10 protein-coding genes and 2 tRNA genes are annotated in these 16,532 nt (G+C 38.2%); 5 read left to right on the plus strand and 7 right to left on the minus strand.

Annotated elements, in window-relative coordinates:
* Positions 1–433: 433 nt before the first annotated feature.
* From C0430_RS01690 to mutS, 3 genes are all read right to left on the minus strand, one after another.
* Positions 434–519, minus strand: a tRNA-Leu gene (locus tag C0430_RS01690).
* Between the two features lie 15 nt (positions 520–534).
* Positions 535–607, minus strand: a tRNA-Gly gene (locus tag C0430_RS01695).
* A gap of 145 nt (positions 608–752) precedes the next feature.
* Positions 753–3,359: a DNA mismatch repair protein MutS gene (mutS, locus tag C0430_RS01700; protein ID WP_290864826.1), complete on the minus strand. Its 2,607-nt coding sequence runs from the start codon at positions 3,357–3,359 to the stop codon at positions 753–755.
* Between the two features lie 152 nt (positions 3,360–3,511).
* Between mutS and C0430_RS01705 the strand changes: the two genes are divergently transcribed.
* The 3 genes from C0430_RS01705 (at position 3,512) to C0430_RS01715 (ending at position 9,084) form a co-directional block, all read left to right on the plus strand.
* Positions 3,512–3,985, plus strand: a complete 474-nt coding sequence (locus tag C0430_RS01705) for a DUF1573 domain-containing protein (RefSeq protein ID WP_290864872.1) — start codon at positions 3,512–3,514, stop codon at positions 3,983–3,985.
* 68 nt (positions 3,986–4,053) lie between these two features.
* Positions 4,054–4,590, plus strand: a complete 537-nt coding sequence (locus C0430_RS01710) for an RNA methyltransferase (protein ID WP_290864828.1) — start codon at positions 4,054–4,056, stop codon at positions 4,588–4,590.
* A gap of 45 nt (positions 4,591–4,635) precedes the next feature.
* Positions 4,636–9,084 (plus strand): T9SS type B sorting domain-containing protein, encoded by a 4,449-nt coding sequence (locus C0430_RS01715; protein WP_290864830.1) that lies wholly within the window; start codon positions 4,636–4,638, stop codon positions 9,082–9,084.
* 26 nt (positions 9,085–9,110) lie between these two features.
* On the opposite strand, the gene folK is transcribed toward C0430_RS01715, so the two are convergent.
* The gene (folK, locus tag C0430_RS01720) at positions 9,111–10,247 is read right to left on the minus strand and encodes a 2-amino-4-hydroxy-6-hydroxymethyldihydropteridine diphosphokinase (RefSeq protein ID WP_290864832.1); all 1,137 of its coding nucleotides are present in this window, start codon (positions 10,245–10,247) and stop codon (positions 9,111–9,113) included.
* Between the two features lie 137 nt (positions 10,248–10,384).
* Here folK and sppA point away from each other — a divergent pair, with 137 nt between their 5' ends.
* Both sppA and C0430_RS01730 read left to right on the plus strand, forming a co-directional pair.
* Positions 10,385–12,145, plus strand: a complete 1,761-nt coding sequence (sppA, locus tag C0430_RS01725; protein WP_290864834.1) for a signal peptide peptidase SppA — start codon at positions 10,385–10,387, stop codon at positions 12,143–12,145.
* A gap of 170 nt (positions 12,146–12,315) precedes the next feature.
* Positions 12,316–14,949: an AsmA-like C-terminal region-containing protein gene (locus C0430_RS01730; RefSeq protein ID WP_290864836.1), complete on the plus strand. Its 2,634-nt coding sequence runs from the start codon at positions 12,316–12,318 to the stop codon at positions 14,947–14,949.
* 143 nt (positions 14,950–15,092) lie between these two features.
* Here C0430_RS01730 and C0430_RS01735 read toward each other — a convergent pair whose 3' ends face one another.
* The 3 genes from C0430_RS01735 to C0430_RS01745 form a co-directional block, all read right to left on the minus strand.
* Positions 15,093–15,632, minus strand: a complete 540-nt coding sequence (locus C0430_RS01735; protein WP_290864838.1) for a DUF4468 domain-containing protein — start codon at positions 15,630–15,632, stop codon at positions 15,093–15,095.
* A 185-nt stretch (positions 15,633–15,817) separates the two neighbouring features.
* Positions 15,818–16,111, minus strand: a complete 294-nt coding sequence (locus tag C0430_RS01740; protein WP_290864840.1) for a type II toxin-antitoxin system RelE/ParE family toxin — start codon at positions 16,109–16,111, stop codon at positions 15,818–15,820.
* The gene (locus C0430_RS01745; RefSeq protein ID WP_290864842.1) at positions 16,104–16,355 is read right to left on the minus strand and encodes a type II toxin-antitoxin system ParD family antitoxin; all 252 of its coding nucleotides are present in this window, start codon (positions 16,353–16,355) and stop codon (positions 16,104–16,106) included. Before C0430_RS01745 ends, C0430_RS01740 begins: the two co-directional genes overlap by 8 nt.
* Positions 16,356–16,532: the final 177 nt, after the last annotated feature.

The following is a 16,532-nucleotide window of genomic DNA, read 5'->3' on the forward strand; positions in this document are numbered from 1 at the left end:
ATTGACTGTTGTATCATGTAAAAAAGCTGAAGCTCCTGTTGAAGAAGTTGCTGTAGACACTACTGCTGTAGCTGTTGACACTGCTGCTGTAGCTGTTGATACTGCTGCTGTTGTTGCTGATACTGCTGCTGTTGCTGCTCCAGAAGCTAAGTAATTTTTAAAATTACACAAAAAAATAAGCTACGCATTGCGTGGCTTTTTTTTTGCCTTATTTTGAACAAATTCAAAATAAATTTCCAAACAAAAAAATGTCATTTGTAGGAAAACAAAAAAGCCATACACGAAAAAGTGTCATGGCTTTTTTTCTGAAATTATATGTTTTAATTTACCAAGAAATATAGTATTTCGATTCCGACTTGATTCCTCAAAACAAGACAGCCCTAAAATAAAAAACCGCAAAGAATTAAAAATTAATTCTTTACGGCTTTTCTAGTACTCAGAGCGGGACTTGAACCCGCACGAACATTGCTGTTCACTGGATTTTAAGTCCAGCGTGTCTACCAATTTCACCATCCGAGCATCGTATGGTTTTTGAGCGAAAAACGGGGCTCGAACCCGCGACCTCGACCTTGGCAAGGTCGCGCTCTACCAACTGAGCTATTTTCGCATTTTTATTTCAAAAGAACCGCAACACTTGTTCTGTATTGCGGATGCAAATTTAATACATTAATTCAATTACACAAGCCTTTTTTATAAAAAATACACAGACAAAATATAACCTTCTGATAACCCAAACCTTAAATGTTGGGAAACTATTTTTTGGTCAACATTCTTTTGATTTCATTGAGCTTCATCAAGGCTTCCATTGGCGTAATCGTGTTGATGTCCAACCCCAAAATCTCGTCCTTGATTTCTTCCAACAAAGGGTCGTCCAGATTAAAGAAACTCATCTGCATTTCGTCCTTGGCCGATTTGATTCCGTTCAAGGCTTCGTTGGAATGGTCTTTCTCTAATTTTTTCAAGAGTTTTTGTGCTTTCAAAATCACTATTTGCGGCATTCCCGCCATTTTTGCCACGTGAATACCAAAACTGTGCGCACTTCCTCCCTTTACCAATTTTCGAATAAAAAGCACGGTATCTTTCAATTCCTTGACCGAAACATTGTAATTCTGGATTCTCGGCAAGGATTCATTCATTTCATTCAACTCGTGATAATGCGTCGCAAAAAGCGTTTTCGGTCTGGCTGGATGCTCGTGCAAAAACTCGGCGATTGCCCAAGCGATTGAAATTCCGTCATACGTACTGGTTCCTCTCCCGATTTCGTCCAAAAGCACCAAACTTCTATCCGAAATATTATTCAAGATGGAAGCCGTTTCGTTCATTTCGACCATAAAAGTGGATTCACCCATCGAAATATTATCCGAAGCTCCCACCCTGGTGAATATCTTGTCGATAATCCCCATTCGAACGCTATCTGCTGGAACAAAACTACCCATTTGAGCCAAGAGCACAATCAAGGCGGTTTGACGCAAAATAGCCGACTTACCCGACATATTGGGTCCGGTAATCATTATCAACTGTTGTGTTTCCCTGTCCAAGAAAACGTCATTGGCAATATAAGGCACGCCCACCGGCAATTGTTTTTCGATAACGGGATGCCTTCCGTTTTTGATTTCCAGCTCGAATGTTTCGTCGAGTTCTGGACAAACGTATTTATTTTCGATAGCCAATTGCGTAAACGAGCACAAACAATCCAATTGCGCCACCAAATTGGCATTCATTTGAACTGGCTTGATGTAAAGCGCAATCCAACTTACCAATTGTTCGAATAACTCTAATTCTATCTTATAAATTTTTTCTTCGGCACCAAGGATTTTGGTTTCGTATTCTTTCAACTCTTCGGTGATGTAACGCTCGGCATTGACCAAAGTTTGCTTGCGAATCCATTCTGCCGGGACTTTGTCTTTGTGCGTGTTTCGGACTTCGATATAATAGCCAAAAACATTGTTGAAGGAAATTTTCAAGGACGAAATTCCCGTTCTTTCGGATTCTCGCTTTTCGATACCTTCCAAGAATTCTTTACCCGAAGTGGAAATGGCCCGCAAATCGTCCAATTCTTCATTAACCCCTTTGGCGATCGCATTTCCTTTGGCAATGGCCACAGGCGCATCTTGATTCAAGACTGTTTTTATTTTTTCACGCAATAAATCACAACTATGCAAACTGTCGCCAATAACTTTCACTGCTTCTTGCGGACTTTCCAAAGCCAAAGTTTTTATTGGAATAATGGCATCTAATGACTCTTTCAAATACACCACTTCGCGCGGCGACACTTTTCCGGCTGCAATTTTCGAAATCAAACGCTCCAAATCCGAGATTTGCTTGATTTGTACTTGAATGTTTTTCAACACTTCCTGATGCTCTTTCAAATAAGCCACCACCTGATGACGGCTGCTTATTTTGGCGGCATCTTTCAAAGGCAAAGCTAACCAACGTTTGAGCAAACGACCACCCATTGGCGAAAGCGTTTTATCCATCACATCCAAAAGTGTCACCGCATTGGGATTATAACTGTGATACAATTCGAGGTTGCGAATCGTGAATCGATCCATCCAGACGTATGCATCTTCGGCAATGCGTTGAATTGCCGTGATGTGCTGCACTTTATTATGTTGGGTTTCGGACAAATAATACAGAATAGCGCCAGAAGCAATAATTCCTTCCTTCAATTCTTCGACTCCAAAACCTTTCAGGGAAATAACCTGAAAATGTTTGGTCAAGGTTTCGAAAGCGTAATCTTCTTTGTATATCCAGTCTTCGAGATAAAAACTGTGGTAGTCGTCCCCGAAAGTTTCTCGGAAATCGTTTTTATTATTTTTAGGAACCAGAACCTCACTTGGATTGAAATTCTGCAACAACTTGTCAATGTATTCGGCATTGCCTTGGGCGGTAAGAAATTCACCTGTAGAAACATCCAGAAACGAAATCCCGATTAATTTATTGGAAAAATAAACAGACGCCAAGAAATTATTCGATTTGGATTGCAACACCTCGTCGTTCATCGAAACTCCAGGAGTCACCAATTCGGTAACGCCACGTTTCACGATGGTTTTGGTCATTTTTGGATCTTCGAGCTGGTCGCAAATTGCCACACGAAGTCCAGCTTTGACCAATTTGGGCAAATAGGTATTGATGGAATGATGCGGAAAACCAGCCAAAGCCGTTTCAGTTTCGGAACCCGCACCACGTTTGGTCAAGGTTATTCCTAAAATTTTGGAAGCACGAATAGCGTCTTCGCCAAATGTTTCATAAAAATCTCCCACCCTAAACAACAAACAAGCATCGGGATATTTCCTTTTGATTTCGTTGTATTGCTTCATTAAAGGTGTTTCCTTCACCACTTTTTCTTTTGACGACAAAATGCTATTTTTTAAAATTTAACAGAAAGCGAATTTATAGATTTTATGGCGAATAATGAACACTCCAAAATTTAAAAATCATTTTAAGAAAAATTTAGGATGGAGTTTTGTTTTTTTATATAAATTTGTGACTCATTCTAAATCAATCAATGATGAAAAAATTAATTACACTTTCAATAGCTCTTTTGGCATTTACTTTCTCTAATGCCCAAGAAACTACAAAAGCTACCAAAAAAGTTGCAAAAAAAGCAGCAACAACAAAAGTAACAACCCCAGCTGTACCTAAAGTAGAAGGTGCTGGAATGGTTTTCGTGTCAGAAACGATAGACTACGGTACCATAGCCGCAAACTCTGATGGGAAACGCGAATTTGTTTTTACCAACAATGGAAATAAACCATTAATTATAACAAATGCAACTGGCTCTTGCGGTTGTACTGTTCCTTCTTATTCGAAAGAACCAATTGCACCTGGTGCAAAAGGTGTTATTGGCGTGAAATATGACACGTCAAGAGCTGGACAACCATTTACAAAAACAGTAACCATCACTTCGAATGCAACTGGAACTCCTTCAAAAGTGCTTACTATTAAAGGAAATGTATTGGCGGCTGAGGCTCCAAAAAGCTAAATTCGAAAAATTAATATTACAAAAAAGCTTCCTTAATTTGGAAGCTTTTTTATTTGAACCAAATACTTATGAGAAAGCTAGAAAACAGCGAACTCGATCGAAAATCCATAGCAGATTTTAAACAATCCGAAAAAACTCCAATCATTTTGATCCTGGATGACATCCGCAGTCTGCATAATATAGGCTCGGTATTCAGGACAGCCGATGCTTTTTTGATCGAAAAAATATATTTGTGTGGCATCACGGCCACTCCACCCAACAAGGAAATTCATAAAACAGCACTTGGCGCAACCGAAACAGTTGCTTGGGAACATTCTAAAGACGTGCTCGAAGTCATTCAAAATTTAAAAGCCGAAAAAATTACTGTATTGGCTATCGAACAAGTAGAAAACGCCATTTTCCTTCAAGATTTCACCATTGAAAAGAACAAAAAATACGCTTTAGTTTTTGGCAACGAAGTATTCGGAGTTTCGCAAGAAGCTGTTGCAATTTGTGATGGTTGCATCGAAATTCCACAATTGGGGACTAAACATTCCTTGAATATTTCCGTTAGTGCTGGAATTGTGGTTTGGGATTTTTTCAAAAAAATGAAATGGAATTTGTAGATTTGTTAAAAATTGAATTTTTCCTATTTTTTTCTCGTTTGCTTTATGAAAAAATCACTCCTTCTTGTTTTACTCATCACCAATTTTTTTAGCCATGCCCAGTACACAGCAATTCCTGATGTAAATTTTGAAAAGGCACTAATAGAGAAGGGATTTGACGACATTATTGACAAACGAGTAGCAACAGCAAATATCCGCAATATAAGCGAAATTAGTCTACACGATTTAAATATTTCGGACTTAACGGGTATTCAAGATTTCACGAGCTTAACCTATCTTTCTTGTGGAGGAAATCTTTTTACTACCCTCGATATTTCTAAAAACACTGCCTTGACTGAATTTGGATGCATTGGCAGTAAATTAACAAACATAGATTTTTCCAACAACCTTTCTTTAACCAAAATTTCAATTTACAACAGCAAATTGACATCTATAGATATCTCTAAAAACATTTGGGTGCAAGTTTTGCTTTGTGATAATAATAATTTGACTAATGTAAACCTAAAAAATGGAAACAATGCAAACCTTAACGTTTTAAGTTTAGCACAAAATTCTAATCTCAGATGCATAGAAGTAGATGACAAAGCCCATTCAGACCGAAATTGGTCAATCAAAAAAGACGCCACGGCCAATTTTTCAGAAAACTGCAGCAAAATCGCTAACACGATTAATCCACCTGTAATCACCGCAACAGGCAATCAAATCTATTGCCCCGGAACTTCTTTAAAAATTGTGGAAACCATAAGTATAGTACCTGATCCGGCTGAACCCACTACGGATGCTGTTTCTATCCAAATCTCTTCGGGTTACACTACTGGTGATTTATTAACACTCTCAGGTTCTCACCCATCTATTTCATCAAATTGGATTGTGTCAGAAGGAATGCTAAAATTATCAAGCTCAAATGGAAGCAAAATTCCTTATGCAGATTTTGAAGCTGCCATCAAAGATATCCTATTCAGCAACTCATCAACTTCTCCATCAGGAGTGAGAACTTTTTCTATTAATTTAGGAACAGGACAATTAAGTTATTTGCCCCGAAACAAACATTTCTACGAGTATGTTTCCTCTCCTGGAATTACTTGGACTGATGCGAAAGCAGCAGCAGAAACAAAAATTTATTATGGCCTAAAAGGTTATTTGGCCACCTTAACTGCTGCAGATGAAGCACAGTTAGCAGGAGAACAAGCGCCAGGAGCAGGATGGATTGGCGGTAGTGATGCAGAAACCGAAGGTATTTGGAAATGGGTTACAGGGCCTGAAGCAGGAAACTTAATGACTTTTACTTTTTGGAATAATGGTGAACCAAATGATTCTGGCGCCGCTGTTGGCAGTGAAAATTATGCCCACATCACGACTCCTGGAATGATTGGCGGAATTAAAGGATCTTGGAATGATTTGCCTAATACTGGAGGAACTGGCGCCTATTATCCTCAAGGATACATAGTAGAATATGGCGAAATGGTTCCGGGTGATGTTGAAAATATTAAAATTTCGGCCAGTACAAAAATTACCATTCCCAAAATAACCAGTACTATTGCAAATTCGAAATGCGACATTGGAAGTCTTACCCTTCAAGCCACCGCTAGTGATGGTGTCGTAAGTTGGTATACATCAAGTACCGGCGGATCTCCAGTAGCGACAGGAAACTCATTTACAACACCAATACTTTTCACCTCAACCCCATATTATGTTGATGCCACAAATGGGAATTGTCCAAATGGACCAAGAACCGAAATTATTGCCACTATAAAATCTTTACCGAGTTTTCCCCAAATAGCAGCTTCTTCCACAAGTCCAGTTTTATACTGTTTGAATGATACTGCCGTCCCTTTGGCAGCTACTGCATCTGTAAATTGCAGTTTAAATTGGTACACTGCAGCCACAGGTGGTGTTGCTTCAGCAACAAGTCCAACACCAATTACAACAATTGCGGGTTCAACCACTTATTATGTAAGTCAATCCGATTCTACAACCAATTGCGAAAGCCCCAGGGCAGCAATAACCGTAACGGTGAATCCTTTACCTAATATACCAACAGTAAACGACATTGCTTATTGCCAAAATGAAACTGCCATTCCTCTTACCGCAACTGCATCTATAAATTGCTCTTTAAATTGGTACACAACGCCAACAGGTGGTACTTCAAGCGCGACAAGTCCAAGTCCGTTGACAACAACTGTGGGTACAACAAAATATTATGTAAGCCAGACTATTACCTCCACAGGTTGCGAAGGACCAAGAGCTGAAATAACCGTAACCGTAAATCCATTACCTACAGCTCCTGTTGTAAATAATATATCGTATTGCCATAATGAAATTGCAATTCCTCTTACTGCAATTGCATCGGCGAATTGTACTCTTAATTGGTATTCAACACCTACAGGCGGTACGTCAAGTGCAACAAGTCCAACCCCGGCGACGACAACTGTGGGCACAACAAAATACTACGTAAGCCAAACCATCACCATTACAGGATGCGAAGGACCAAGATCAGAAATCACGGTAACCGTTAATCCATTGCCAGTGGTTAACGACATTACTATTATTCAATGTGACAGCGACATGATTGTAGATGGGAAAACGTTGTTTAATTTAACCGTAAATAACAATACCATTTCAGCAAACTCAGCCAATGAAGCCTTTACTTATTACACCTCACCAAACGGGGCTGACAATGCAATTCCTGCCGATTTAATTTCAACCGAATTGGCTTTTGAAAATACGACCCCAACTTTAATGGACATTTGGTCAAGAATTACAGATAAAATAACGGGGTGTCATAGTGTTGCCAAAATTACTTTGAAAGTTCCGGCCACCAACATTAATCCAAACTACAAAATAACTTTCCCTCCTGTTTGCGACGATTTTTTAGATGTCGATGGTAACAACAACGGAAACAATAACAATCGTGATGGCATCACCACTTTTGATTTTTCTTCGACAGAAGCGATTATAAGAGGACTTTTACCTACGACAGACATCTACAACATTAAATATTATCGAAACCAAGCCGATGCTTTGGCGGAACTGAACGTTATTAGCGATATTTCAAATTACAGAAACATTGGCTATCCCAATTCGCAAGATATTTGGATACGCATCGATAGCGATTTAGACAACGCTTGCTACGGTTTAGGCCCGTACTTAACCTTGAATGTTGAAGCTTTGCCTGTAGCAAATACCGTGACAATTCCTAGGCAATGTGACGATAACAACGACGGCATATTTACATTCAATACCTCATCACTGGAATCCGATTTATTAAAAGGACAAACCAACGTAACGGCTACTTATTTCGACCAGGCCAACAACCCTCTGAAAGATGCGAACGGAGTTTTAATCACAAGTCCTTTTCCTGCAAATTTCACTTCAACTTCGCAAACCATAAAAGCAGTTGTTACCAATACTAGCCCGCAACATTGTTTTGATGAAACCAGCATAACGTTTATTGTAGATGTTTCTCCACTGGCATTTCCTGTACCTTCAACTCTTACAACGGCTTGCGATGACGAGGCGGATCCAATCAATCAAGACGGAAAATTTGCTTTTGACACCTCAACATTTGAAACCACCATTCTTGGCGGACAAACAGGAATGATTGTCAAATATTACGACCAAAATAATGTTCTTTTGCCAAGTCCATTGCCTAATCCATTCGTGACCAATACTCAAAACATTACAGTAAACGTTCAAAATCCATCAAACACGGTTTGCTCGGCAACAACCACATTAAATTTTGTAATCAATCCGATTCCAAATATCGACTTGAACATAGATGGTCTCGCCAATGAATTGGTATGTTCAAATCTTTCGACCTTTTTTGTAACGTTAAATGCAGGAATTTTAGACGGTTCTCCGACCAGTGATTACGATTATGTTTGGGCAAAAAATGGCGCAAGTATTGGCACAAATTCCCCAACATTGAGCGTAAATGCCGAAGGAGTTTATACTGTTGAAGTGACAAATCATTCCGGATGCAGCAGAACCAGAACCATTACTGTTACCGCTTCGAACATCGCCACCATAGTCTCTGTGGATGTTGTAGATTTAACCGATGTCAATACCGTAACTGTTAATGCAACCGGCCCAGGCGATTACCAATACAGCATCGATGAACCTAACGGATTTTGGCAAGACTCCAATTTCTTTACTAATGTTCCCGCCGGAATTCATCAAGTCTATGTCAATGACAAAAACGGTTGCGGACTTGTTCATCAAGAAATTGTAATTGTAGGTATTCCTAAATATTTCACTCCAAACGGTGATTCCTACAATGATGTCTGGGAAATCAAAGGTGTTTCAAAATATCCGCAAGCCGAAGTAAAATTATTTGACCGATACGGTAAATTCCTTGCCGTTCTTAATGCCACAAACAGAAGCTGGAACGGAATGTACAACGGTTTACCCTTGCCTGCCGACGATTATTGGTATGTTTTAAATTTAGGAAATGGAAAACCAGAAATAAAAGGACATTTTTCGCTAAAAAGATAAAAAAGGATTGATTTTATTTGCTGATTTTATTTGCTGATTTTTCTTTGAATTTCGTCCAAAATATAAAGATAATCTTCCTGGTTTTTTACAAAATCCTTGTCGGAAACATCGATAATCAAGACATTCAAATTCGTTTGCGACTTGATGTAATCCAGGTAGCCACTATTGATTTTATCCAAATAATCCGCCGGAATATTTTGCTCGTAACTTCTACCTCTTTTCTTTATGTTTTCCAGCAAACGCTCGGTATTTTGATATAAATAAACATACAAATCCGGCTTTGGCATTTCCCTGTAAACGATGTCGAACATGGTTTTATACAACCTGAATTCGTCTTCCTGAAGCGTTACTTTGGCAAAAATCAGGGATTTAAAAATATGATAATCGGCCACGATGAAGTCCTTGAACAAATCAAATTGCGCCAAATCATCCGACAATTGTTTGTACCTGTCGGCAAGAAACGACATTTCGAGCGGGAAAGCATAGCGATTTTGGTCTTCATAAAATTTGGGTAAAAACGGATTGTCGGCAAAGCGTTCCAAAACCGTTTTGGCATTAAAATCTTCGGCAATTTTTGTGACCAATGTTGTTTTTCCGGCACCAATATTACCTTCGAAAGCAATGTAATTGAATTGTTCCAATGGAATGCCGTCCAATGGATTTCTTAATTGATTTACAATTGTGCAAACACTCTCATCGGGCGAGTTTTCTAATAATTCGGGAATTTTTTTATGAAAAACAGGATGCATCCAATCCAACTTCAAGTCCAGCATTGGCAACAGCACAAACTTTCTGTTTTGCATCAACGGATGCGGAATCTGAAGTTCTTCCGTCTCAATAATGTCTTCATCAAAAGTAATTAAATCGATGTCAATAATCCTGGATTGGTAACCCAATCCATCACCACGAACTCGTCCCAATCGTCTTTCGACACTCAAAATTTGTTCTAAAATCTTGTGGGCCGAACTAAAAGTATGAATGACCAAGGCACAATTATAAAAAGCATCGCTGTCAAAACCCCAAGATGGCGTTTCATACAACTTCGAAATTCTGATAATCGTTCCTATTTCCCGATGGATCATTTCAAGGCTACGCTCCACATTTTCAAGACGATTGCCTTGATTGCTGCCTAGAGATAAAACGACCTGATGTTGTGATTTCATATTAACCACAAATTAACTAAAACAATTTTAGAATAGAACTATATTTGCCCCAGTGTTGATAACTAAATTTATCCTTTTTTTAAGTTTAAATTTGTAACTTATACACTTCTTTTACTACTTATTAAAAAAATATAATTATGAGATTTTTAGGAAATGTTTTGGCAACCATTGTTGGTCTATTCGTTTTTTTGATGCTGTTCTTTTTTGGGATAGTATTAATTGCCGTCGTTTTTGGTGGTGACACCGAAGAAGTGACTATCAAAAACAACTCCGTTATAGAATTAAACTTGGGACACATTAAAAATGATTATGCGGGAAAATACAAAGATCCTTGGATGACCATTTTGGCAGATGGCGAAAAAGTGGGACTTTCGGATATTATCAATGCCATCGAAAGCGCCAAAACGGATGACGACATCAAGGGAATTTCGATTTTGAATGAAGAATCCGAACTGGGAATAGCCCAAAGAAAAGCCTTGCGTGATGCCTTGGAAGACTTTAAAAAATCAGGGAAATTTGTCATGGCTTATGCCAATTCGTATTCGCAAAAAGAATATTATTTGAATTCCGTGGCCAATACCATTTACCTGAACCCTGTTGGCGATTTAGATTTCAAAGGATTAGCCGCAGAAATCATGTTTTTCAAGGATTTTCAGGACAAAACCGGTGTTAAAATGGAAGTGATTCGTCACGGAAAATACAAAAGTGCCGTGGAACCTTTCTTGGACAACAAAATGAGCGATGCCAATAGAGAACAAATTTCGGCATTGTTGAATTCGGTTTGGAGTTCCATTACGGCAGACATTTCGAAAAGCAGAAATGTTTCCGTTGCCAAATTAAACGAGATTGCCAACGGACTTCTAGCCAGAACTCCCGAAATGGCAAAAGCCGAAAAACTAGTCGATATCGTGGCTTATGAAGACGTGTATCACGATGCTATCCGAAAAGCTTTGAAGGTCGAAAAAGACAAAGACTACAACAAAATCAGCATTTTGGATTATACCAGAAAACTACTTACCACTTCAACCAGTTTCGATACCAAGGACAAAATCGCCATTATTTATGCACAAGGCGAAATCATGAGCGGCGAAGGAGACATCAACACCATTGGCGAAGGTTCTATGCGTCGTTCGCTGATTGAAGCCAGAAAAGACAAAAACGTGAAAGCCATCGTGCTCCGAATTGATAGTCCCGGCGGAAATGCCTTGACATCAGATTTAATATGGAGAGAAATTGAATTGACCAAAAAAGTGAAGCCCGTAGTGGTTTCGATGGGAAATTACGCTGCCTCTGGCGGATATTATATTGCGTGTAATGCCAATACAATTTTTGCCGAAAACAACACCATCACCGGTTCAATTGGAGTTTTTGGAATATTGCCCAATTTTACCCAATTGGCAACAAAAATTGGTTTGCATTCAGAACAAGTAAAAACCAATGAAAATGCCGCTGAATACAGTCCGTTTTTACCTTTGGACGAAAAATTTAAAGCCGTTACTCTTGAAGGCGTTGAACATATTTACAAAACATTTGTGTCCCATGTTGCACAAGGTCGAAAAATGACTTTTGCGCAAGTGGATTCCATTGCCCAAGGTCGAGTTTGGTCAGGTTCCGAAGCGGTCAAAATTGGTCTTGTCGATAAAATCGGTGGTTTGGATGATGCCTTGAAAGAAGCGGCAAAACTAGCCAAAATCAAAGACTACAGCACCCAAAACTTCCCGGAATTCGAAAAAGACATCAATGATCTTTTGGAAAATCTGCCGTTTGCAAAATCAAAAGAATCTTTCATCAAAGAAGAATTAGGCGAAGAAACCTATAGAATAATGGAACAAATAAAAAGAATGCAATCACAAAAAGGAGTTCAGGCCATAATGCCATTTGAGATTAAAATCAATTAGAAGACAATAATCGTTTACTGAAAAATCCGTTTGAGCAAATGTTTAAACGGATTTTCAGTATTATAAATTTAAAATATTGCTTAAAAACACTATATCATAAAAAAACTACGTTTTCATAAAACCACAAGGCATCATTTTTGCTCCACAACCAGAATCTAAAGAAATTAATTATGACAAAGAAAATTTTAATAACCGCCGGAATCGTGATTGTTCTTCTTTTGGGAACTCTATTTACTGCTCCTTACCTGTTCAAAGACCAGATAAAAGCCAAAATAGCACAAGCCATCAACGAGAAAGTCGATGCCAAAATTTCTTTTGCCGACGCTGATTTGAGTTTGTTCAAAAATTTCCCCAATGCCAACGTGACCATCGAAAAATTGGTCATCATCAACAAAGCGCCATTTGAGGGTGATACCTTGGTTTCCTTGGGCGAATTGAACTTGAAAATGTCCATCAAGGAACTTTTCAAAGGAGAAAAAGAACCGATGAACATTGACGGAATCAGTTCAAAAAATGGGCTAATCAACATCATTTTCAACAAAGACGGATTGGCCAATTACGATATTGCCTTGAAAGACGACAAACCGGCAACAGACGGCAAAAGCAAACCACTTTCGTTGAAAATCCAGAACTATAAAATCGAGAATTTCCAGTTTCGTTATACGGACGAAAAATCGAAAATAAAAATGACGATTGACAGCCTGAACCACGAAGGAACCGGAGATTTTGCTGCCCAAAAACTGGATTTAGATACCAAATCGACTGCCAAAATCGTGTTTTCGATGGACAAAGTGAATTACATGAAAAATGTTTCCATCTCTCTGGACGCCGTATTGGGAATTGATTTAAAAAACGGAAAATACAGTTTCAAGAAAAACAAAGCCCTCATCAACCAATTGCCATTGGAATTTGATGGTTTTATCCAAATGGTCGATGCCGGACAAGAATATGATATAAAATTCAAGACGCCCACTTCTTCCTTCAAAAACTTCTTGGGACTTATTCCCGCAGCTTATTCCTCGAGTTTGGACAACGTGAAAACGACGGGTGATTTTACCGTTGCTGGTTTTGCCAAAGGATTGTATTCGGACAAAACCGTTCCGAAATTTAATATTGAAATCGCTTCCAACAATGCTTCGTTTCAATATCCAAATCTTTCAAAATCGGTCAAAAACATTGTAATCGACACCAAAATCATCAACGAAACAGGGATTTTGAACGACACTTACGTCAATCTCGACAAACTGTCTTTTGCCATTGACCAAGACGTTTTCAATGCCAAAGCCAATATCCGCAACATTACCGAAAATGCCTTGGTAGATGCTGCCTTGAAAGGAACCATCAATTTGGGGAATCTGTCCAAAGCCTATCCGATAAAACTGGAAAAACCTTTGTCCGGAATCCTTAAAGCCGACGTGACCACCAAATTCGACATGCAATCCGTGGAGAAAAGCCAATACCAAAACATCAACAATGCGGGCACAATGAGTTTGTCGGGCTTTAAATATGTGGATGAAAACGGCAAAACGATGACCATCAGCAATGCGTTGGTACAGTTCAATCCGAGTCAAGTCCATTTGAAACAATTCAACGCAACGACCGGAAAAAGCGACTTGAGCGTGACGGGAGTTTTGGAGAATTTCTATGGTTTCATATTCAAAAACCAGGAATTGAAAGGAAATTTCAACATGAATTCCAATCAATTGGCGGTTAGTGATTTCATGACAACGGAGGAAAAACCCAAAACCAATGCTGGCAACGGCGAACAGCCGAAACCAGCCAAAAAAGCCGAAGCCATGAAGATTCCCGCTTTCTTGAATTGCACGCTTACTGCAAAAGCCAACACGGTTTTGTACGACAATTTGACCTTGAAAGACGTATCGGGAAAATTGATTGTAAAAGACGAAAAAGTCACTTTGCAAAACGTGAAAACTTCCATTTTTGGAGGAACAATCGGCGTGAACGGTGCGGTTTCCACCAAAGAAAAAGTACCAGTTTTCAATATGGACTTGAATTTGAACCAAGTGGATATTGCACAATCGTTTACCCAACTGAATATGTTGAAAAAAATTGCGCCCATCGCCGGAATCATCAATGGAAAAATCAATTCGACCATGAAATTCAACGGAAATCTCGACGCCATGGAATTGACTCCCGATTTGAATTCGCTTACCGGGGATTTGTTGGGGCAACTGCTTTCGACAACCGTAAGTGCCCAAAATTCGACTTTGCTCAACGCTTTGGGTGCCAACTTGAAGTTCATTGACATGAGCAAAATCAACCTGAATGACTTGAAAGCGGCCGTGACATTCGAAAACGGAAAAGTGAACGTGAAACCGTTTGACATCAAATACAAAGACATCAAGGCGACCATTGGCGGAACCCACGGTTTTGACCAAAGCATGCATTACAGCCTGAAATTTGATGTTCCGGCCAAATATCTGGGAACGGAAGCCAATGCCCTGATTGCAAAATTGTCTCCTGCCGATGCCGCAAAACTGGAAAACGTCCCGATAAACGCCTTGATGACGGGAAATTTCAGCAGCCCGAAAATTTCGACCGACATGAAAGGTGCCGTTACGAATTTGACCAATCAATTGGTGAAACAACAAAAAGAAAAAGCCATAAAACAAGGGACTTCGGCATTGACGGACTACCTCAACAAAAACACCAAAAAATCAACCGACACGACCAAAACGGCTACTCCAGCTACAAAAGAAGACGTAAAAGCAAAAGCAGCGGATTTATTGAACGGCTTGTTCAACAAAAAGAAAAAACCAGCAGAAGAGACCAAAACACCATAAATTGTTTGAACGAAGAAAGCCTAAAAGTATTTAATCTTTTAGGCTTTCTTTTTGTTTTATGCTGACTTGTGTTTGTGGGCATAAGCGGGAATCATTCTCCAAAATAAAATTCTTTATATTTTTAAATTTTTCATACATCTACCTTACCACTTGTCATCTTTTTTAGTGTTTTTACCAGTAACATATTCATAGAAATTTAATGATAAATTATTCATTGTTTCTTCTAAACTAGGTACTGCATCAGTATAAGCACTTTTTATTTCACCAGTTTTTTTGAAAAACGTTTTATAATCGTAGAATACTTTTTGTCCGCCGGCGATAAAAAATTGACCAATAATATATTCAAATTTGTATTTACCATCTTTGAAAGATATTTCGATAGAATATTCCATATTATAATTCTGTTTCATACCAAGTGATTTATACCACCAAGCATTTTCTGCAAAACCATCTATTCTTAATTTTTCATTTTCAATTTTGGTTTTAAGAACTTTTTCAGGATTTTTATATGTTTCCTGAACCCAATTTAATGCTTTCTTGTATAAAATAGTTGCTTTTATACTATCAGTATTCACAATAATTGGTTCAACACCATTTGGAGTTAATTTTAGTTTAGGAAAATCTTGTGCATAAGAAATAGTGCAAAAAAGAATTGCAATCGAAAGTAAAATTTTATGTTTCATTTTTTATTTATTAAATTGGTTATTTTGATTTCTGTTTTCGAAAATACTACGTAACGTTCTGTTATTGTGGCGTGTTTGGAAATAAATTAAGCTAGTTTTTCGAATTTGCGAATTGTCTTAAATACAAAATCATCTTTCCATTAAACCAAATGCCCAAATCCGTTGTAGCTGTTATGTGAGGTTCCTTATAGTCTGCTTTTTAAATCCATCATTCCATAAAGAATTCTTGCGATTTCTATTTCGTTTTTTGATATAATTGAGTAGAAAATAATATGTTCACCTGATTTAAAACCTAATATTCCCTTTGTTACTATATCATAGTTTCTTCCAAGTTCTGGATTATTTGCCAAATCATCACATGATGCCAAAAGTAAATCATAATACTTTTCAGCTTGCATTTCAGACCAAGTTTCGATTGTATAATCCCAAATTTCAGATAAGTCATCAACAGCTTTATTTGTAAAATAATATTTAGCCATTTGATTTCTTTCTTGCTTTTAAAACATCAAGATGTTTTTTTGCATCAAAATCTACTGCGCGTCCACTTTCAATTCCATCATTGATTGCTTTTCTTAACGCAACAATTTTATTTTCTTCATCTTCTAAAAGACGAAGCCCAGCTCTAACAACTTCACTAGCGTTATTGAATCTTCCATCATTTACACTGTGTTCGATAAAACTTTCGAAATGATTACCAAGAGATATAGAGGTATTTCGTCCCATAATTTTTTTAGCTAAGTTACCAAAATATGGTAACTTTTCAAATTATTACCGATTTTTTTTTTGAATCTCACATAACTCGCTTATAAACGAAACAAACCTTCGCAAAACACCCAAATTTGGGTAGATTGGCGAAGGTTTGTTTTCGCTTTAATTGCCATCAATTATACAAATAATTAC

Origin of the sequence: Flavobacterium sp. (genome assembly GCF_013823965.1) — a bacterium.
Lineage (GTDB): Bacteria > Bacteroidota > Bacteroidia > Flavobacteriales > Flavobacteriaceae > Flavobacterium.

Excerpts from the sequence above, each read along its gene's own strand:
- C0430_RS01705 (WP_290864872.1), top strand. The coding sequence starts at position 3,512 with ATGAAAAAATTAATTACACTTTCAATAGCTCTTTTGGCATTTACTTTC.
- folK (WP_290864832.1), bottom strand. The coding sequence starts at position 10,247 with ATGAAATCACAACATCAGGTCGTTTTATCTCTAGGCAGCAATCAAGGC.
- C0430_RS01730 (WP_290864836.1), top strand. The coding sequence starts at position 12,316 with ATGACAAAGAAAATTTTAATAACCGCCGGAATCGTGATTGTTCTTCTT.
- C0430_RS01740 (WP_290864840.1), bottom strand. The coding sequence starts at position 16,111 with ATGGCTAAATATTATTTTACAAATAAAGCTGTTGATGACTTATCTGAA.
- sppA (WP_290864834.1), top strand. The coding sequence starts at position 10,385 with ATGAGATTTTTAGGAAATGTTTTGGCAACCATTGTTGGTCTATTCGTT.
- C0430_RS01715 (WP_290864830.1), top strand. The coding sequence starts at position 4,636 with ATGAAAAAATCACTCCTTCTTGTTTTACTCATCACCAATTTTTTTAGC.
- C0430_RS01735 (WP_290864838.1), bottom strand. The coding sequence starts at position 15,632 with ATGAAACATAAAATTTTACTTTCGATTGCAATTCTTTTTTGCACTATT.
- C0430_RS01710 (WP_290864828.1), top strand. The coding sequence starts at position 4,054 with ATGAGAAAGCTAGAAAACAGCGAACTCGATCGAAAATCCATAGCAGAT.
- C0430_RS01745 (WP_290864842.1), bottom strand. The coding sequence starts at position 16,355 with ATGGGACGAAATACCTCTATATCTCTTGGTAATCATTTCGAAAGTTTT.